This is a genomic window from Coleofasciculus sp. H7-2 (genome assembly GCF_042747725.1).
Classification (GTDB): domain Bacteria; phylum Cyanobacteriota; class Cyanobacteriia; order Cyanobacteriales; family FACHB-T130; genus FACHB-T130.
Genome location: NZ_JBHZGO010000034.1, coordinates 96,788 through 115,689, shown reverse-complemented (window position 1 = coordinate 115,689; position 18,902 = coordinate 96,788). Strand labels below are relative to the sequence as shown.

Genomic DNA, 18,902 nt, shown 5'->3' with positions numbered 1-18,902 from the left:
ATCGCCGCCGGGAGCATATCCGTTTTGCAAGCAACAAATCTTCAGATGGGTTGAGCGACTAAGCGTTACCCAACCAAATAGACCAGAATGTTGGCGCGGACAACAACCCAACCTATCAAGATACAAAGGTAATATGGTTCCCTCTGTGTCAGTGTTTCAAAATTTACATTCCTTTCCCCAAACTCAAAGAGTATCTAGGAAGAATTGACTAATAAACACCCGATATGCTTAAGCGTTTTATTGAAAATTAGGTGGTTGTATAATTTTCATCCATCCAACAGCGAGGTAGGCTTTCTCCAGAAGGAAAAATTAAGTCTTTCTTATCAAAAGAAGCTTCCTCCTGTTCCTCTTGTCCTGCTTGATCTCGTCCTGAAATAGCATCCTTATTAGGATTGAACAGCTCCTCAATATTGAGGATTTCTATCAAATCGCCAGTTTGTTTGTTTTTGAGAAACATGAGGACTTTCTAAATAGATGATCGAGTGCAAGGCAGTGGTAGTGCAAAGCTACCTCTAAAGGCGCAGGCAGAGCTAATAATTTGCCCTGCCTGCCTGCACGGTTTTTATTCGCTCAAATCAGCTGATTTAACCGCTCGTTGGAGGGCTTCTTAAATCCGGTCAGAAGGTAAGTTAGTAGGGCGATCGCTCATGGGTTGACCGTCCGTATTCACATCCAACTCTTCCCGACGAATCGTTTCTTCCGCGTCAACCGTTTCGCGGTCTACGACTTTTTTCACTCTGACTTCTTCACGCACAAAAGCTTCCTTGTGGATGTCAGGAGTTTCTTCGTAGATTTCCATGCGGGCAACTTCCCCTTCTTGGAAATTAGCTTGACCAGGAGCAACGGCTGTTCCCGCGTCTGCTGGAGTGACTCGCTCAATCACCACTCGCTCTTTTTCAACTGGCACTGAAACTCGTGCAGTTTCGGTTTCAATGCGCTTACCAACCGCTACTTCCCCGGTTTTAACGCGAGTTTTGTTAGCAATCAACCGCTCTTGGTACAGTTTGAGAGTTTGATGATCCCGATCGTTCAGTCCGTACAAAGCTGGCTCTTGCTGATAGTTGTAGGTACCCCGATCGTAAGCGTCATTGTTAGGCATAGCCGCTGCGTAGGAGGTATCAACAGGTGCTGCATCAACGGTAGCAGAGCTAACAGACGCTCCAGTAGAAGGAGTGCGATAAACGCCTCTTACCCGTTCTTCATAATCGTAGTCAGTCGTCGTAGCCTCGTTGAACTCTGGTAAAGCTTCTGCTTGCTCTCTGGTCATCCCAATGGCATAGACCCGATCGGTGTCGTAATCGATTCGAGAACGACCAATTGGTAGTAGAACTTTTTTGCCGAAAATCCAAAATCCTAGGTCAACAACTAAATACCGAAAATGACCTTCTTCATCAACCAGAACATCGCTAACAGTTCCAATTTTATCTTCGGTACTACTTTCTGAATAGACCCCCATTCCATGAAGGTCATCTCCTTCAAAAGTCTCGCTGTAGTTTGGATCGAAGTCAGTGAGTTTTAAAAGAGGCATGATTCTATTCCCTCAACATTATCCTATATTTGCCATCTTATGAATTTCTTTAGTTATCTCCATCTCCCTAGCGACTGAATTAACTCGCGTTAAGTAACTCATGCAAAAATTAAATCAAATAAAAATTTAAACTTGGGTTATTGAGGATGTAGCTTGGTGGTTGAGCTTGAGTTTTCTTGGCAGTAACTGATAGCAACAAATATTAAGGAATATTAATTAACAGAAAGTTAAGATAAACAAATGCGTATTTTTAAGGGGTGAAAAGTCATTAAGGGTTAAATAGGAAATATTTAATATTATCTAATAAGTTCAAAAATTAATCTGCCTAACGGTAGAAAATCAGAATGTATAATCAGTCGTGGTTCAAGCAGGTGCAAAAGCACCGTGCGATCGCAGTCATTCGCGCACCACAGATAAAGCTGGGTCGCCAAATGGCTCATGCGGTTGCGTCTGGGGGAATGCAGTTGATTGAAATTACCTGGAATAGCGACTCGCCAGCAGAATTGATTGCTGATTTGCGTTCAGAATTACCCGCGTGTACGATTGGCACGGGCACTGTATTAAATCGGGAACAGCTTAAAGACGCGATCGCCGCAGGTGCCCAGTTCGTCTTTACTCCCCACGTTGACCCAATCTTGATTCAGACAGCAATGGATAGCGGCGTGCCGATGGTGCCAGGGGCGCTGTCTCCGACGGAAATTGTCACTGCGTGGCAAGCAGGTGCCAGTTGTGTCAAAGTGTTCCCCGTCCAAGCGGTAGGCGGTGCCAGCTACATCAAAAGTTTGCAAGGACCATTGGGACAGATTCCCTTAATTCCGAGTGGCGGTGTCACGGTGGAAAATGCCAAAGAATTTCTAGCAGCCGGAGCGATCGCTGTCGGACTTTCCGGCAGTTTATTTCCCCAAAACTGGGAAGCCATTGCGTCACACTCTGGATGGGATGCGATCGCCAAACGCGCTCAAACTCTGATGCAATTGGTAAATGACTCCACAAGCTGAGTTACGATTGAGCTAATAAAAAACCGACATTAGTTGCTCCTAGCAGCTACCAAGAGCTTTTCGCTGAATTTCTCTAACCGATCCACCGAGTGAGATGATTGGCCATGAAAAGCATCATTTCTTCTACTTTGCTGCGTCGCCCAGTTGCATTATTTGCCGGGGCAGTGGTGGCGCTTACGGCTTTAGATGCTGCTTTAGCACCCGCTCTGGCTCAAACAAAGCAGCAGATCGTCGCTGCAAAAATGCAGGAGTTGCAACAATCTGAGCAACGCTGGATTCAGATTGACCTGTCTAAGCAACGACTGGTTGCCTGGGAAGGTGGAAAACCCGTCTATGCAGTTGTTGTTTCCACAGGCAAAGGTTCAACTCCCACTCGCACTGGCACTTTTGCCATTAAATCCAAACATCGGTACGCCCGGATGCGTGGGGCTGATTATGATGTTCCGAATGTTCCTTACACGATGTATTACTACGGTGGTTATGCCATTCACGGTGCTTATTGGCATCGCCGATTTGGGACTCCCGTTAGCCACGGTTGCATTAATGTAGCCGTTAATCATTCTAAATGGGTATTTAACTGGGCTGCGGTAGGGACGCCGGTGGTAGTTCATAAGTGAGAAAAAAAAGGAAAACATAGTTTCTTTCGCCCTGAAACGTTTTTATTATGTAAAAATCGGGCAGCAATTGCAAAAATCTGCCTAAAGATAGTTTTAGCTAAATATCAGATAGGGAAACCTAACCTTAGCTACTTTCATAGACTCGAAAGTGAGGTGTGTCATTAAAAGCCAAATTTGCTTTGCTTGGTTACGTCGTTCTGGAACCTTCTGGGCAAGTATCGCCCTAATCTTTGCGACTTTGTTTTCTTGGTCAACACCGGCGCTGTCAGCATCAAAGTCAGTAAGGGCAAGGGAGACATCGCAACAGCTCAACCAATCTACTAGACGATCCGCGCGATCGCGCAGAGCCATGAGGAAGCGCATCCGGGTTCGGAGAACAGCCGCCAGCAATAAGGTTCGCCTTCGCAGAAGAGTCGCCAGCAACAAGGTTCGCCTTCGCAGAAGAGTCGCCAGCAACAGTATTCGCGCTCGGCGATCGCAGCGACGCTGGATTGAAGTTAACCTCTCAAAGCAACGGTTAATTGCCTGGGAAGGTGGAAGACGGGTTTATTCTGTCCCCATCTCCAGTGGTAAGCGCTCCACCCCGACTCGCGTCGGTACTTTCACCATTCAATCAAAGCACCGCTCGACCCGGATGCGAGGCAGGGGCTACAACGTTGCCAATGTGCCCTACACGATGTACTACTCCGGCGGCTATGCCATTCATGGAGCATACTGGCATAACCGCTTTGGCACCCCAGTCAGCCACGGCTGCGTCAATATGCCGGTCGGTCAAGCCCGCAAGTTGTACAGCTTCGCCTCACCGGGCACAAAAGTGGTTGTACGTCGCTAAGGGGGAATGGGTAATATCAAATCCATCTATTTACCCATTATAAAAGAACCCCACCCCCACCCCTCCCCGCTTGCAGGGAGGGGAGCCGGAGGCGATCGCTCTGGGGGTGGGGTTCTTCTTAATTGCCGGTAATCAACCGGATTTGATATAAGGACTGATGACTTAAACCTAGCTCAGCTCAACGACAGGCTGATTGTCCAATAGTGTTTGATTGGTCAGCAGGTCTTCAACGGTGATTCGCAGGAAGCGATCTCGATCGACGCGAAACATAAGTTTAATGCGATCGCTTCCTGGATACCCCGGTGGTGTCAACTTGGCAATGGTACGGGCACCCTCGCGGTCGTTGAGGGGCTGTACCGATGTCTGGTCGCTGCCCAGACGACGGGTGATTAAGCGATCGCCATCGAAATACACTTCTGTGCTGCCGGTTTCAGCGCCTAACTCTCCGATAATTAATTCGATGCTGGGTTGGTTTTCCACCGAAGCACCCAGAACTAATTCCACAGGTTGGCTCATCGGGTAAGCTTGCCCTGAGTTAATTAGCTTATGCCAGTTGTGGCGGGTATTCCGGCGATCCCAGTAGCGGATGCCGTAGCTATGGTAGAGAAAATCTTGCAGTTCGACGCCTTGACTCAGCTGGAGGGCACCTTGCGCGATCGCTTCAAAGGGGCGATCGCAACGAATTTTGCTCTTGTCAAAGTATTGCTGCACCCACGTCTGTACGGCGGGGATTTGTACAGTACCGCCCACTAATAAAACAGCATCAATATCTGACACTTCGATGCCTTGCCGACGCGCTTGCTGCAACACTTGAGTCATCGATTCATCTAAGCGAACAAAAAATTGGTGTTCTTTGAGGATGGCTTCAAAGCGATCGCGATTTAGTTCTAGTTCGTAACTCTCAAAAGTTTCATCATTAAAATAAACCTCATTCGCCTCTGTTTGCACAGATAACTGAATCTTTAACCGTTCTGCCAATCGTGTCGTCAAAGGTGTCGGCTTCAATTCTTGAGTTTTGGCAAAATAATCAACAACCCAGTTGTCCAGATCGGAACCGCCTAAATTTTGTCCAGCTTTCGCTAATACCCTGGCCGTTTTTGCCTTCTGTCCTGACTTTTCAGCTAGCTGTTTTTTTCCCCATTTGAGAATAAAACCAAGTGGCTTCTGAGTTTCTGTCATATCCAGCCGCACCAGGGAAAGATCCAGCGTCCCGCCGCCAAAATCTACCACCAGCACCACACCCCCATCTTTCATTCCATAGCCCAAGGCAGCCGCTGTGGGTTCATCCAACATCCGCACTTGTTCCACCGGAAGAGATTGGCATACCTGCCCCAGCCACTTGCGGTAGGCTTCAAAACTGTCTACTGGCACCGTTAATACCAGAGACTGTCCTACATCGGGGGTAACGGCATGGAGTTTCTCAATCAGCTGGTTGAGGAACCATTGCCCGACTTGCTCAAAAGTAACGAACTGCCCATCCAGTTCTGGGAGAAATCCTTGAATATCAGCACCAATTCCTCGTTTAAAGCTGCGGAAAAAGCGGGCATCGGTGGTGAGATCGAGACCGCGATCGCGTACAGCTTGCCCCACCACTACCGTCGAGAGTGCAGCATCCTCAACATAGAGCAAACTGGGAATCAGGGGGGGATTCTGCCCAGCGATGACCGATAACCCAGGTAGGCTCACGGTTTCTGGTTGCTGGAGGGCTGGATTCCAGCGAGCGATAACCGTATTGCTAGTTCCAAAATCAATTGCGATCGCCATTCAGCTTCACACCGACAAACCGGCATCACGTCCTCAAGGATTTTATCAACGAATATCCCTGTTTCCCTTCAAACTCAGTTTTCCCGCTTTTTTTGTCTGACTTGAAGGCTGCTAAACCTCTATGCTGTCGAGCTTATCGCTTTTTTAGTAGTTTAATATACATTTTCCTTGCCTTTTGTTGATTTCTCTGGTACTTTGGCAACTCCCTCTTTGGACGCATGGCAAGTAAATGAAACATTTTTTAACATGGAAGTGTCAATGGAAATGTCAGGAGTTATTAAAAGTCCTCAAGCCTTTTAATTGCTAAATAACGATTAAGTCTCCTCAGAAAAAAGGCTAAAAAAATGAATAACCAGCAACCAACAGAAGCTGCTAAGTTCTTGGCAAACTTCAAAATCGGTCTATGGTTCTTCGGTATTTCCTTTTGGCTATTTGGGATTACCGATAGAAGTATCGCTTCATTTTCAGATGGATATCTTTCTGCCACAGACATCGCGCAACTAGCTACGGCGACGTTTTTCTTTGTGAGCTGGCTCCTTTTAAAGCCAACCTCAAGGCAAAAGCAGGTTTAAGACAGGTGGCACTCGGAGGGTTTTTCTAGGGGCATCAAGTCGCCAGCAAAAGACGAGCGATCGCATCTAGCACAGGCGGCGAAGCACCATTGGTAGTGCAGAGTCAAGCATGAATCAGTAGAAAAAATTTCAATCTTTTGAATTATTATGTCTAGCAATATTCTTCAAAAAAATGACTTTAAAGTCATAAACAATCAGTACCTAGAAATTTCTCTTTTTATCACCAACTTCAAGAATGGAATTTGGGTATTTGGGATTCCATCTTGGCTATTCGGAATCACCGATAGAACAGTTGCATCCTTTGCTGATGGCTATTTATCAGCGATAGAAGTTATACACTTATTTACAGCTTCTTTCTTCTTTCTAAGTTGGCTGTATTTAAAGCCAGATCAAAGCTTAACGAGCGATACTTTAGGCATAATCCAAAACTACCGAGCCGATGCAAATTCTTACCAGTATGAAGGATATCTATCAATTCAAGCCAGAATGCTTGAATTGCAAGAGCAGCACATGATAGGGCAGGAATATATTTTACCTTTTCCCTATCTCTGCCAAATCTATCATTTATTGAATTTAAAACATTTGGAAAGCATTCACAACTTTAGCCTGAATAACTTAAAAATTATTAATGTGAGTTATTTCCAGCCTACAGCCATCGGTGGAATGGTGAAATTCCAAACCGTTTTAAATTCTCCAATCAATCCTTTAAGAATTTGGAGACAACCTATCGTTGAAGTGGACTTAACATTGCATAGTCCCTATACGGTTGAACTCAGCATTCCGGTTTACAATGGCAAAAGGATCGTTGTAATCTTCAATGCCATTCCGCTCAGTAACACCGAACATAAATTCTTGGTAGACATTTACAGTGACTTGGAGTGGCCCAGACCTTTATTGCAAATTATCTTGCATTTTGCCTCTTGTTTGACACTGTTTGAAGATTTGCCCTACCTACAGAAACTAGCCCAAAGAAATATACAGCGGTTAGTTAGCTTAAATAGGGTTTCAAATCATGAAACAATGTGGCTTTTTCAAAGATTCGTAGACCTATACGGTTCAAGTATAGAATCCTCCGAACCCAAAGCAATTAAAGCGATTGAGGAGTCGCAGGGGGCTACCAGTTTTAAGTAGGACAGTGGAGGAACCTCGCCCCCAACCTCTCTTCGACTTCAGGAGGGCAGGATGGTTTCATTGAGGTGGAGAAAAACCCACGGTAAGATCAAATACAGGACTTACGCAAATATCACCACATAGTAAGGGCAACCACAGGGGGATTGAACCCGAAAAAACGCTATATGTATAAGCTTTGCGTAAGTCCTGAAATACACGCTTGACTTGATTAGCCAGTATTCTCAGCCCAGTTGGAATGGTGGGAGAGATCGCAAAACCATTTAAAATAGCCCAATGGACAGGCGCATTGCCGCCAGGACAGGCGACGTGTTCCGAAAACGCTTATATCTTTCGGCACTTTCAAAAAAGTTAGTATTATCGTAGAAATCGGTCATTGCGTTGTGTCCCTACTTAGAAAACAGAGAAGTAGAGATAACCGAGCCAGTAAATCAAGTTAACGGCTATGAGTAGTGCTTTGCCGATGTAGGAGTGAACCATCCCGAAGACGTAAACTGTCGCTACCAGCACCAGCAACCGCTCAACGAAAGAAACAATCGTGCCGTATTTGTTAGTATCCCAATAGGAGATAGGGCTGATAAAACGATAATCGCTGAAGGGTAAAAAATGCCTGTGCGCGTCATCGCTGTGGACGGGTAAGTCTCCGAGGGAATGTAGCATCATGCTCAGAAAGACGATTTCAATGGGTTTCCACCCGTAGTAGTGAGCGATCGCTACCCCAATTAAAGCGAGTGGAATTGAATGAAATAGGTGGATAATATTTTGCCAAAAAGGTTGGTAGTAAGCGGTTGACCAGATTTGGCGTTTCGGTAGGTGTTGAATATATTTCGCCACAAGGTAGAAAACAAAAATTGGAATATCGGGTAATATAGCGCCGAACACGATTAGGAGATTAAAGTGCGATTGTTGCGGTTTGGCGAGAAGGGCGAGATTGAGGATGGCATGGCTGGGCGTATTCACGATTATTGCTGGAATTGGTTTGATTGGTTTTGTCTTTGGTATCCTCCAGGCTGGCTGATTTTATTCAACCGCCACTGGCAACACTATCACGCCGATCCCGATGGTTGGAATTGGCTGGAGTATGGATTGTTTCTAATTCCTGGGGGATTTTATCTGGCGTTGCTGATTCGCTGGATACGTCTCGGTTTTCGTTCCCCCCACCAGGGAGAAGGGCAGTTCGATCCAAATTATCAGCAAGCTTTCCGAGATGAAGTGCTAGCTCCAATTGTGAAATATTATTTCCAGGGAGAACTACAACAACTCGAAAATTTACCTCAAACCGGGCCATTGATTGTATCAATGAACCATGCGGGAATGTCTTTTCCTTGGGATATTTTGGGATTAGGAACTCTCTTAAGTCAGACACGGGAATGGATTGTGCAACCGCTGGCGGGTGTTTCTTTGTTTGAACATCCCTGGGTGATTTGGTGGCTACCTCCGGGATGGTCGCAAGTTTTGGGTGGTGTTAGGGCAGAAGCTGATGAATTTGAAGCGGCGGTGGCTCAAAAAACAATCTTACTATACGCCCCGGAGGGCATACGCGGGCCGGGGAAAGGTTGGAGAAAACGTTATCAGTTAGACACTTTTCATCCAAGTTTTATCCAGTTAAGCGATCGCTATCGCATTCCCATTCTGCCAGTTGCTTGCATCGGCAATGAATCTTTGCATCCTTGGGCAATCAATCTCAAAAAATTTGCAAGAGCCATCTACTTGCCTTTCTTGCCTCTATCTTTTTTGATGTTCGCCTTTATTCTCTTCCCATCAATGGGTGTTTGGGCGATGCGAAGTCGGCTGCGTTATTTTATTCAGCCTCTCTATCAAACTTGGTCAACAGAAGCTGTTGAAGACGAGCAACTTCCCGAACCAAAAACTTCGGCGCGGCAAGAGCGAACCACTGCTTACCGACACGCACAACTATTACAAGAAAAGCTGCAAAGTCAAATTAACCAACTCTTGAGCAAAAAGTAATCTGGGTTTGATTTGCATTCAATCAGTTTTTGCAGGAAGTTGGTCAAAATTCAACTTCTTAGCCTGTAAAATAATTGGAGATAATACCGCTTTGTCTTGTCCCGCAGGCACGGCTTTCCGCCATGCAGTGATGCCGCCAGATAAGACTGCCATCTTTAACCCCGTCCCCTCTAACATCCAGTAGGCTTTAGTTGAACGCGCTCCTTTGGTGCAATATAACACTACCGTTGGTTCGGGTTGATTGGGTTGAACGCTCTTTTTCACCAATGCCTTAACGCGCTCAACTCCTATCCCTGTTTCAATCTGAGTCAGGGGTACCAGTGGAGTTTGGGCAATATGATCTTTAGCGTACTCTTCTGGCGATCGCACATCAATTAGGAACACTGGCTTTAGTTTTCCTTGCTGCAACTGTGCTACCGTCACTTTGTTTGCATATTTGCCAGTCGCGATCGCTTGGATGTCGATGTCTGCGATCGCGATCGCGGCACCTAAAGCACCTACACTGAAAGCGACAATCCCTAAAATTACAGGTAAAGGGCGTAAACGACTGGTTATTTTAGTCATTATTTGCATAAAACTTTCCGATGAGTGGCATCTCGATCTCACTACCATAGCAACCGTAATACTGAGATGTCATTATTCACAATTAGAAATAAAAACTTTAAAATATCAAATTTTTTTATATACTCTCTATTTTTTTAGCATGATTCATAAACTTTTTTCGTTTAAAAAACGGGTAGAGTATTTGTCCAAGATACCCAGAAGGCACAGGCTCAGATATACCATACTTCTCCGGCATTTTACCCGCAGGCATATAAAGGGTGCCGAATACTAAATCTAAAATTGGAAGCTGAGCCGCAAAGTTTTTGTCATATAACTTTCGATCGGCAGTATGATGCCAATGATGAAATTCTGGTGTAGCAATTATCCACCTGAGCCATCCAAATCCAATCTTGATATTGGCATGGATAAAGAAGGCTTCAAAAGCACCAAAAAGAAAAAATACAGTGAATGTTTCTTTAGTGAAGCCTAATATGTATAGAGGGACTATCTGAAAAATTTTTGTAAATATTTGGTCAATGGGATGCAGACGCACCGCAGCCAACCAGTCCATATTTTCTACGCTATGGTGAATCGCATGGAATTTCCACAGCCAAGGAATCTTGTGAGTGAGTTTATGAGCAATGTAATATCCAGTATCAGCGATTAAAAGTGCTTCTATAAACTGCAACCATACAGGTTGAGAGGCAACTTTTGTTTGTAATTCTGAATTGATTAAGCTTCTGAGAAGATGCCCTATTAATATTCCACTAATTGCTATTCCTGCCGTTCTGCCAACAAAGTAACCGATAAAATAATGGATGGCATCTGTTCCCCATCCTTTACGAAATATCTTCTGTTTGTGTAAAAAGAATATTTTTTCTATAGGGACTAATATAAACAGCAGTAACAAAAAGCCTTTGACAACATCAGGAAGCATAACTTTTAAGCATTATTGATCAATTATGGTGGGCAATCTCCACCATACGCCTTTTTTGGATTTAGCGAGGCTGGGTAGTGTCTTCTGATTGCATTTTTCCACCACAAAAATCCATAGAAACTGTATTAATAGCGTAAAATACGCCGACAGTTAATAAGGCTCCCAGACCCATAACACCCAGTATCCTAATCCCTAAAAAAACTAATAAATTATTCAGTTTTTTAGGAAAAATATTTGCTTTTAATTGATTGCTTAAATCTGGATTTATTGTGACATTTTCCAGTTTTTTGTTAGAGGGAGTTGGTGAATTAAATTGGGATAGTGTTGTTACTAATTTTTGTTCTTTTTTCTTCTTAAGTTGCATGATTGCCTCCGGTAAATTGCTTGATTTGTAAAATTGCTGTTTCAGGCGATCGCTATATTTTTTAGGTGTGGTACTAGGGTAGCGGATGAGTATTAGAACCGCAAGTCAGGACACCCTTTTGGTAAGTTGGATCGGCGGGAGGTTTGCTACTAGGGGTATCTGTCTCGCATAATATTGCTAACGTTGCCTTGTGATTTTTAGCTGCCTTCTTGTCTACATTAGATGTAGGTACTATGAAGACAGCCCCAACATAGCTCTTCAGCGGTTTTGAGGCAGTTTTTTGAGCGATCGCGTAGTTAAATACTGTTGTTTTTGTTGCCCGAAGAGAATATTCATAATTGATTGTTCTAGTTGGAATACCTTGATCCAGTTTCGGAAGAGAAGCAACAAAAGTACCATTTTCTAAATAGTAAGCTTGTTGTCCTCTGTTTATAGAGCTGATATATTGTTTTCCTTCCGATTGTTTGGCTTTATTGGCACAACCCAAAAAATTAGGCAAAGCCATAGCTGCCAAAACACCAACAATTATCATAATAACCAAAATTTCAATGAAGGCAAAACCTTCATTTTTGTTTTTGTTAAATAAATATTGTAACCACTTAGCTCGGAGGTAGATGCTCATCTTCAGTCTTTTTCAGTAAATAAAGCCGATATAGTATTTTGTGCTTGGCGTGCGTGCAAAGTACAAAATGCTTTAAGAAGTATTCACTGGCAAGATGAGAAATTCCTGAAAAGTTTAGATTTTGGATTGCTTAGATGCCAATTCAAAATCTAAACTTTCTTCCGAGTTATCTATCATTAAGGCGAGTAACGGTAGATTTCTGTGGTGTTAGAACCGCAAGCGACTTCGCCATTTTGATAAGCTGGCTCTAGTTTGATTGCACCGGGAGCATTCGCTTGACACAGAATAGTTACTGTTGTCATTTCACGGGTAGCAGCCGCTTTGGATTTTACCTCAGTAGCAGGGACTACAAACACAGCCCCAACGTAACTGTTACGTCCTTTACTTCGGGATATTCCGTAACTAAAGGCAGCCGAAGCAGTGGCACGAGTTGAATATTCGTAGTCATCTCCCTGCTTTTGAAGGCGGATTCCCAACTTATTAAAGTCGTTGGCAAAGGATTTTTTATCAGAAAAATGGGCTTCTTGAGCTAAGTTGATTGCCTCAATATTTTCTTCCACTGCTGATTGCTTGACTGGGCCGCAGTTCAACATGGGAGGAAACCCAAGTGCCAAAGCAATGGGATTACTTACTAATACCAAACCCCCTATCGTTAGTAGACCCGTTGCGAAAAAGAGTATTTTTTTCCGATCTTTGAGGGAAGCTTGCCAATTGTAAAGATGCGATGAATTTGGTTTTGTAGACGCCGCAAATTTACAGATTGGTGCGTTTTCCAAAAGATGTCGTTTGGTTTTGGCTGTAGTTTTTACCAAGGTTCGTTCCTTTTTCTTTTTCAGTTGTATTGTTGCACCCTTCTAAACCATTTGTTTGGTCTGAAACTGTTTTAACTCACTGGGCGCGATCGCGCCATACTCTGTAATAATTGCTGAAATTAATTCAGCGGGAGTGACATCAAACGCTGGGTTGTAAAACTCCACGCCAGCAGGGGTGAGAAGCGTATCGCCAACTTGGTAGATTTCCGAAGCGTGGCGCTCTTCAATCGGAATTTTGTTGCCAGAAGATAACTCAAAATCAATCGTAGAGAGGGGTGCAGCAACGAAGAAAGGAACATTGTGAGCCTTGGCAACCAGTGCCAGACTGTAAGTGCCAATTTTATTAGCAGTGTCACCATTGGCGGCAATTCTGTCAGCACCGACAACGACTGCATCAATTAAACCCTGTTTCATGCAGTGAGCAGCCATGCTATCGGTAATCACCGTAACGGGAATGCCCTCTTGGACGCATTCCCAAGAAGTCAGCTTCGCACCTTGCAAGCGAGGACGAGTTTCATCGGCATAGACTCGCTCCAGACGCCCATCTCGCCACGCAGAACGAACAACGCCCAAGGCAGTGCCATAGCCAGCAGTTGCCAAAGCTCCAGCGTTGCAGTGAGTCAAAATAACCAGTTTATGGGGCTTAGAGGGTAAAGCTTTTAAACCATGATCGCCGATTGCCTGACAAGTTTGCAAGTCTTCTGCATTAATCGTTTTAGCAGTAGTGAGTAGAATAGATTTGATTTGTTCCACGGTGCCGAGAGACTCATAAGCAGTTCTCAACATCCGCGCGATCGCCCAAAACAAATTAACCGCAGTTGGACGAGTTTGCCGCAACATCTCGGCAATTTGCTCCAACTTGGTCAAAAATTCCTCATGCTTGTCTGTCTGAATCTCCCTTGCCCCCAGGTACATCCCGTAGGCAGCAGCAACACCGATAGCCGGTGCCCCCCGGACAATCATCGTTTTAATCGCCTGCGCCATATCCTCGCAGCAGCTGATTTCAACAAACGTGTACTCAGTGGGCAGCCGGTTTTGGTCGATGAGCAAAACGCGGTCTTGGTTCCAAATAACCGGATAAACTTGAGTTTTGGTAGACATATCGGCTGTGAGTTGTTAGTCATCAATATGATAGTTTCTAACAACTTAGCCGATATTTACCCGACAAACTGCTTTTTTACCTTCTGCCTTCTCCCAAAAATACTTAGGGTAATTTTGGATTAACGCAAAAGAACGCCCAAAGCGCAACCGATATCTTTGCGTACCTCTGCGTTAACCTCTGCGTACCTTTGCGTTAAAAAAACCTACCTTTAACCCATAACTGCTGACAGCTGAGGACTAAAAGATTTCCGCACTCGCTCAGCAATTTGAGCCGGTGTCAGACCCAGTTCCGCCATCGACTGTTCTGGCGTAGCATGATCCACCAATACATCAGGCACGCCAATCCGCATGATCGGCACCATCAGATGATTATCCAGCAAGCTTTCTGCCACAGCCGAACCAAAGCCGCCAATGACGCAGCCTTCTTCCAGCGTCACCACCCGACCAATTTGCTGAGCCAGAGGCAAAATTAACTCAGTATCCAGCGGCTTAGCAAAACGAGCATTGACGACAGTCGCTTCAATTCCATGTTCGCTCAAAATCTCCGCTGCCTGCATGGCGGGATATACCATCGAACCATAACCCAGTATCAAAACATCATCGCCTTGGCGCAAAATTTCTGCTTTGCCGATGGGTAGTTCTTCCCAGCCTTCTTCCATCAGGGGCACCCCGTAGCCATTGCCGCGAGGATAGCGCATAGCAATCGGGCCATCGGTGTAGTTAACCCCAGTCACGATCATCTGCTGCAATTCAGCTTCATCTTTGGGTGCCATCAACACCATGTTCGGGAGACAGCGCAGATAGGCGATATCGTACATCCCTTGGTGCGTCGGACCGTCAGCACCGACAATTCCGGCGCGGTCAAGACAGAAGAAGACGGGTAATTTTTGAATGCAGACATCGTGAACGATTTGGTCGTAGCCGCGTTGCAGAAAAGTCGAGTAAATCGCGGCAACGGGTCGCATCCCTTCACAAGCCAAACCGGCGGCTAAAGTGACAGCGTGTTGTTCGGCAATGCCGACATCAATGTATTGCTTGGGCAGTTTGCTGGCGAGTTTGTCTAAACCCGTGCCAGTCGCCATTGCTGCTGTGATGCCAACAATTTTGGGATTATTCTCGGCAAGTTTAACCAGCGTGTGGGAAAAAACTTTGGAATAAGCGGGAGGCTTGGGTTTGCTGGAGGGAACCGCTTTACCCGTGGCTAGGTTAAAGGGGGATTGCGCGTGGTAGCCGACTTGGTCTTTCTCAGCTATCTCATAGCCTTTCCCTTTCACAGTTGCTACGTGAACCAGGACTGGCCCCTGCATCTTGTGTGCTTGCTTGAAGGTGGCAATCAGTTCCTCTAAATTATGACCATCCACCGGCCCCATATAAGTAAAGCCGAGTTCCTCAAATACCGCCCCTACCTTAGGAACTGCCAGACGCTTCATCCCTTCTTTCACCCTTTCCAGTTCTGGGGTCAGGGATTCACCCACAAAGGGAATATGCTTAAATTGCTCCTCCAGATTATCTGTAATAAACTGCATCGGCGGACTGAGACGCATTTTGTTCAGGTAGCGAGGAATCGCGCCGACGTTGGGAGAAATCGACATTTCGTTATCGTTCAGCACCACCAGCAGGTTCGTTTTGGGCAAGTGTCCGGCATGGTTAATTGCTTCCAACGCCATACCGCCAGTAAGTGCCCCATCGCCAATCACCGCCACTACTTTGAAGTTATCGCCTTTGAGGTCTCGCGCCATCGCCATACCCAAGGCAGATGAAATACTGGTGGAAGCATGACCGGCACCGAAGTGATCGAATTTACTTTCACACCGCTTGAGATAACCGGCGATGCCGTCTTTTTGGCGCAGCGTGTGGAAGCGGTGATACCGCCCCGTGAGCAGCTTGTGCGGATAGGCTTGGTGCCCGACATCCCAGGTCACTTTATCGCGGTCTAAGTCTAGCGTTTGATACAAAGCTAATGTTAGTTCCACGACCCCCAATCCCGGTCCCAAATGACCGCCGCTGGTGGCTACAGTTTGGAGATGCTTTTCCCGAATTTGACGGGCAATTTGCTGAAGTTGACGAATTGATAGACCGTGCAACTGGTTGGGATGAGTAATTTCACTCAAATGCATTCCAGATTTCCCTATAAGCTTAAGGATCGGATTTTAGTTATCTCTTTAAACTGTAATGGATTTGGGGGAACGAACCGAATCATTACGGCATACAAGGCGGGTTTAGTCTGCGTAACCGTTAGTTAGGGACGCAGAAGTGCCCTCACTGTTACCCGGATGCAAAATATCCGATGAAATCCGTTAAGGACAAAAATTCTGGATGTAGAGACAAATGCTTAACTTTTATCAATTAGAACAGCAAATTGAAGAACAGATGAAAGCCTCTGCTATCCCAGGTTTGGCGCTTTCGGTTGTGCAAAATCGGGAAGTCATCTATGCCAGGGGTTTTGGTGTCACCAGCCTGGAAGATGGTTCAATCCCCGTGACCCCGCAAACTCTGTTTCGCATTGGTTCTGTCACCAAGCCGCTGACTGGGACTGCGGTGATGCGGCTGGTTGAGACGGGCAACCTTGACCTAGATCGACCGATTAAAGATTACATTGATTGGTTCGCGCTCAGCGAGGAGGGAGCCGCTGAGCGCATCACCCTACGGATGCTGATGACTCATACTTCTGGACTCCCTACAGATGCCCAAAACTTTGGTCGGCGCGATCCAGAGGGACTTGAGGCTTACGTCCGAGACCAGATACCGAAGTACCCGATTATTGCACCTCCCGGCAAGCTGTATTCCTATAGCAACCCCGGCATTATGGTGGTTGGTTATATCGCTGAGCTGGTCAGCGGTAAGCCATTTACACAACTGATGCAAGAGTTGGTTTTCGACCCTTTGGAGATGCAACGCACTACATTTGATCCGACGGTGGCGATGACTTATCCAATTGCCCAATCGCACAACCAGAATCAGGATGGGACGTTAAGTGTGGATCGCCGCTTTGCTGACAATACGGCTGGTTATCCGGCGGGATTTATCATGTCCACGGTGCTAGATTTGGCAAACTTTGCGATGATGCACATGAACCAGGGTTGTTTTGGCGATCGCCAGATCCTCTCGCCCCAATCGGTTGCCCAAATGCAAACACTTCATGCAGACTGGTATACGGCAGAAGGTGCGGGATATGGACTGACTTTCATGGTTGACCCCTACAAGGGGATACGCCGGATAGGACACAATGGTGCGATTAGCAGCTTTGGTAGCTGGTTTTTGATGGTTCCGGAGGCTGATGTTGCAGTTTCGCTGGTGTTCAACCGTCGTGCGCCTGACTTCGCTGCTTACAAAATCGTCAACCGCATCTTTGACCAACTCCTGAATCTGCCAAAGCAGACACCGAAGCCGCAAGCGATCGCGCCCGATACCGCTTTATGGTCGCAGTATACAGGATTATATTTGGGACCTCAGACGGGGTTGCTCCAGATTCAGGTGGTGGATGACCAGCTCAATCTTGAGTTAAACCAACAGGTGATGCCTTTACAGGCGCTCAAAAAAGACCTTTATTTTGCACAAAAGCCAGATAGCGAAGAAAAAATTTCTGTCGGTTTTATCCTCGAAGCAGCTGCGCCGACGCGGTATATTATGGTCAACTCTTCGCCCTGCGAACGCATCGAACTTGATGCTTCGTTTGTGCCCGATTTCTCGGCTTGGGCGTCTTATGCGGGCAGCTACACGTCAGATTTGGATACGCTGACTATCCATGTTGAGGAAGATCGCGTCTTCCTTCACACCAAAATGTTCAATCAAGATGTGCCTTGCATCCTGATAGATAATACCCACTTTGCTTGCAAATTTGGTCTATTTGAAGTGCCAGTCGCGGAGGATGGTGTTACGCGATCGCTTAACTTAGGAAATTATTTCATCTTTACACGCTGTTAAATCATCCGCTCTATCTGTAGATTTCAGCAAAGATAGTAGTAGCGTCATCCGGCAATTATCTGGTTCAATCGGCACTTTTTTAAAGATAACGACTGAATTTGCTATAGGATTTGGTCAGTAGCAAAGGTTTGAGAACCAATCCTTTGCTACCCATGCAATCGGGGAAAACTTAAACGGGTAGCTGCGTTTGAGATGGCGGAAATTTTTAAAGTTGGCAGCAAGGTAATTCAGGCAGATGAGATTCCGTCTTTGTTAAGTCGTTATCAGTTGCTGCCCCAGTTTTTGCAAGGGATAATTATTGACGAAGCGATCGCGCTCTATTCTTGCACAGATGCAGAGCGCAAATTGGCTGTAGAGCAGTTTGCCGCGTCGCACCAACTCACCTCCCCGGAAGCGCTAAAAGCTTGGGCGGCATCCCAAGGCATGACTTTAGAACAACTGGAAGACTTAGCTGTACGACCCGTGTTGCTAGAGAAGTTTAAGATGGCTACTTGGAGTTCAAAGGTCGAGTCTTATTTTATCGCTCGCAAAGCAAGTCTCGACCAGGTAGTGTGTTCTTTAATTCGTACCAAAGATGTAGGAATTGCCCAGGAAGCCTACTTTAGAATTCAGGAAAAAGAGCAATCTTTCGCAGAGTTAGCGAGAGAATATTCCCAAGGAACAGAGGCTCACACCGGGGGAGTCATTGGCCCGGTGACGTTGAGTGCAATGCATCCAGCGATCGCAAAAATGCTATCAATTAGTCAGCCGGGGCAGCTATGGCCTCCCACTCGTCTGGAAGAATGGTATGCAATCGTTCGACTCGAAAAGTTCTTGCCCGCGCAGCTAGATGAACAAATGCGCCGTCGCTTGATTGACGAAATGTTTAATAACTGGCTCAAAGAGCGGATGCAACAAGTCGGTTTATTACAGTTTATCGGATCTTCAGCCTCAGATTTAGTATGATTTCAAGTGCGAAGCTGATGTGCATCTTGCATTGCACACAAAGCTACCCGTTTCCGTGAATGGACAAAGGCTATTTCTCCCCTCCCTGTGGATGGGGAGGGGCTTAGTTCGCGTAGGTTGGGTTGAGGAACGAAACCCAACAAAACATAAGCATTGGTTGGGTTTCGTTCCTCAACCCAACCTACAATTATTTTTAACTGTGTATACACAAGTCGGCAGACCTCTCCCCAAACCCCTCTCCGACACG

Annotated in this window: 19 protein-coding genes; 8 read left to right on the top strand and 11 right to left on the bottom strand. The window is 45.8% G+C overall.

All coding sequences use genetic code 11. The annotated features are described in order from the left end of the window. Positions 1-247 precede the first annotated feature (247 nt). A complete protein-coding gene (locus ACFW2W_RS08845; RefSeq protein WP_378176164.1) occupies positions 248-457 on the bottom strand; it encodes an acetyltransferase in 210 nt (69 codons plus the stop codon). A 150-nt stretch (positions 458-607) separates the two neighbouring features. Continuing rightward, the gene (locus ACFW2W_RS08840; RefSeq protein ID WP_378176161.1) at positions 608-1,528 is read right to left on the bottom strand and encodes a DUF2382 domain-containing protein; all 921 of its coding nucleotides are present in this window, start codon (positions 1,526-1,528) and stop codon (positions 608-610) included. A gap of 344 nt (positions 1,529-1,872) precedes the next feature. Between ACFW2W_RS08840 and ACFW2W_RS08835 the strand changes: the two genes are divergently transcribed. The 3 genes from ACFW2W_RS08835 (at position 1,873) to ACFW2W_RS08825 (ending at position 3,975) form a co-directional block, all read left to right on the top strand. Continuing rightward, positions 1,873-2,526, top strand: coding sequence for a bifunctional 4-hydroxy-2-oxoglutarate aldolase/2-dehydro-3-deoxy-phosphogluconate aldolase (locus ACFW2W_RS08835; RefSeq protein WP_378176158.1), 654 nt, complete (start codon positions 1,873-1,875; stop codon positions 2,524-2,526). Between the two features lie 104 nt (positions 2,527-2,630). Continuing rightward, positions 2,631-3,143: a L,D-transpeptidase gene (locus ACFW2W_RS08830; RefSeq protein ID WP_378176155.1), complete on the top strand. Its 513-nt coding sequence runs from the start codon at positions 2,631-2,633 to the stop codon at positions 3,141-3,143. Between the two features lie 349 nt (positions 3,144-3,492). Continuing rightward, entirely contained in the window at positions 3,493-3,975 is a 483-nt protein-coding gene (locus ACFW2W_RS08825) for a L,D-transpeptidase (protein WP_378176363.1), read from the top strand. Positions 3,976-4,143: 168 nt separating this feature from the next. Here the strand turns inward: ACFW2W_RS08825 and ACFW2W_RS08820 are convergent, their stop codons facing one another. Beyond that, positions 4,144-5,739 carry an Hsp70 family protein gene (locus ACFW2W_RS08820; protein WP_378176152.1) on the bottom strand — a complete coding sequence of 532 codons (1,596 nt, stop codon included), beginning with the start codon at positions 5,737-5,739 and terminating at the stop codon, positions 4,144-4,146. Positions 5,740-6,083: 344 nt separating this feature from the next. Between ACFW2W_RS08820 and ACFW2W_RS08815 the strand changes: the two genes are divergently transcribed. Beyond that, on the top strand, positions 6,084-6,311 hold the full coding sequence (locus ACFW2W_RS08815) for a hypothetical protein (RefSeq protein WP_378176149.1): 228 nt from the start codon (positions 6,084-6,086) through the stop codon (positions 6,309-6,311). A gap of 147 nt (positions 6,312-6,458) precedes the next feature. Beyond that, a complete protein-coding gene (locus ACFW2W_RS08810; RefSeq protein ID WP_378176146.1) occupies positions 6,459-7,442 on the top strand; it encodes a hypothetical protein in 984 nt (327 codons plus the stop codon). A 390-nt stretch (positions 7,443-7,832) separates the two neighbouring features. On the opposite strand, the gene ACFW2W_RS08805 is transcribed toward ACFW2W_RS08810, so the two are convergent. Further along, on the bottom strand, positions 7,833-8,273 hold the full coding sequence (locus ACFW2W_RS08805) for a hypothetical protein (protein WP_378176142.1): 441 nt from the start codon (positions 8,271-8,273) through the stop codon (positions 7,833-7,835). Between the two features lie 108 nt (positions 8,274-8,381). On the opposite strand from ACFW2W_RS08805, the gene ACFW2W_RS08800 reads away from it, so the two are divergent. Beyond that, positions 8,382-9,407 (top strand): 1-acyl-sn-glycerol-3-phosphate acyltransferase, encoded by a 1,026-nt coding sequence (locus ACFW2W_RS08800; RefSeq protein ID WP_378176360.1) that lies wholly within the window; start codon positions 8,382-8,384, stop codon positions 9,405-9,407. An 18-nt stretch (positions 9,408-9,425) separates the two neighbouring features. Here ACFW2W_RS08800 and ACFW2W_RS08795 read toward each other — a convergent pair whose 3' ends face one another. The 7 genes from ACFW2W_RS08795 to dxs all read right to left on the bottom strand — a co-directional run bounded on the left by ACFW2W_RS08795 (position 9,426) and on the right by dxs (position 15,903). Next, on the bottom strand, positions 9,426-9,980 hold the full coding sequence (locus ACFW2W_RS08795) for a rhodanese-like domain-containing protein (RefSeq protein WP_378176139.1): 555 nt from the start codon (positions 9,978-9,980) through the stop codon (positions 9,426-9,428). Positions 9,981-10,086: 106 nt separating this feature from the next. After that, positions 10,087-10,887, bottom strand: a complete 801-nt coding sequence (locus ACFW2W_RS08790; protein ID WP_378176136.1) for a sterol desaturase family protein — start codon at positions 10,885-10,887, stop codon at positions 10,087-10,089. A gap of 61 nt (positions 10,888-10,948) precedes the next feature. Continuing rightward, positions 10,949-11,251: a hypothetical protein gene (locus ACFW2W_RS08785; RefSeq protein ID WP_378176133.1), complete on the bottom strand. Its 303-nt coding sequence runs from the start codon at positions 11,249-11,251 to the stop codon at positions 10,949-10,951. A 73-nt stretch (positions 11,252-11,324) separates the two neighbouring features. Next, complete coding sequence (locus tag ACFW2W_RS08780) at positions 11,325-11,873, bottom strand: type IV pilin-like G/H family protein (RefSeq protein WP_378176130.1); 549 nt, start codon at positions 11,871-11,873, stop codon at positions 11,325-11,327. 176 nt (positions 11,874-12,049) lie between these two features. Then, positions 12,050-12,685 carry a type IV pilin-like G/H family protein gene (locus ACFW2W_RS08775; RefSeq protein ID WP_378176127.1) on the bottom strand — a complete coding sequence of 212 codons (636 nt, stop codon included), beginning with the start codon at positions 12,683-12,685 and terminating at the stop codon, positions 12,050-12,052. 42 nt (positions 12,686-12,727) lie between these two features. After that, positions 12,728-13,786, bottom strand: coding sequence for an S-methyl-5-thioribose-1-phosphate isomerase (gene mtnA, locus ACFW2W_RS08770; RefSeq protein WP_378176124.1), 1,059 nt, complete (start codon positions 13,784-13,786; stop codon positions 12,728-12,730). 209 nt (positions 13,787-13,995) lie between these two features. Next, complete coding sequence (dxs, locus tag ACFW2W_RS08765; RefSeq protein WP_378176121.1) at positions 13,996-15,903, bottom strand: 1-deoxy-D-xylulose-5-phosphate synthase; 1,908 nt, start codon at positions 15,901-15,903, stop codon at positions 13,996-13,998. Between the two features lie 211 nt (positions 15,904-16,114). On the opposite strand from dxs, the gene ACFW2W_RS08760 reads away from it, so the two are divergent. Both ACFW2W_RS08760 and ACFW2W_RS08755 read left to right on the top strand, forming a co-directional pair. Beyond that, positions 16,115-17,710 (top strand): serine hydrolase domain-containing protein, encoded by a 1,596-nt coding sequence (locus ACFW2W_RS08760; RefSeq protein WP_378176118.1) that lies wholly within the window; start codon positions 16,115-16,117, stop codon positions 17,708-17,710. Positions 17,711-17,902: 192 nt separating this feature from the next. Next, entirely contained in the window at positions 17,903-18,655 is a 753-nt protein-coding gene (locus ACFW2W_RS08755; protein ID WP_378176115.1) for a peptidylprolyl isomerase, read from the top strand. Positions 18,656-18,902 lie beyond the last annotated feature (247 nt).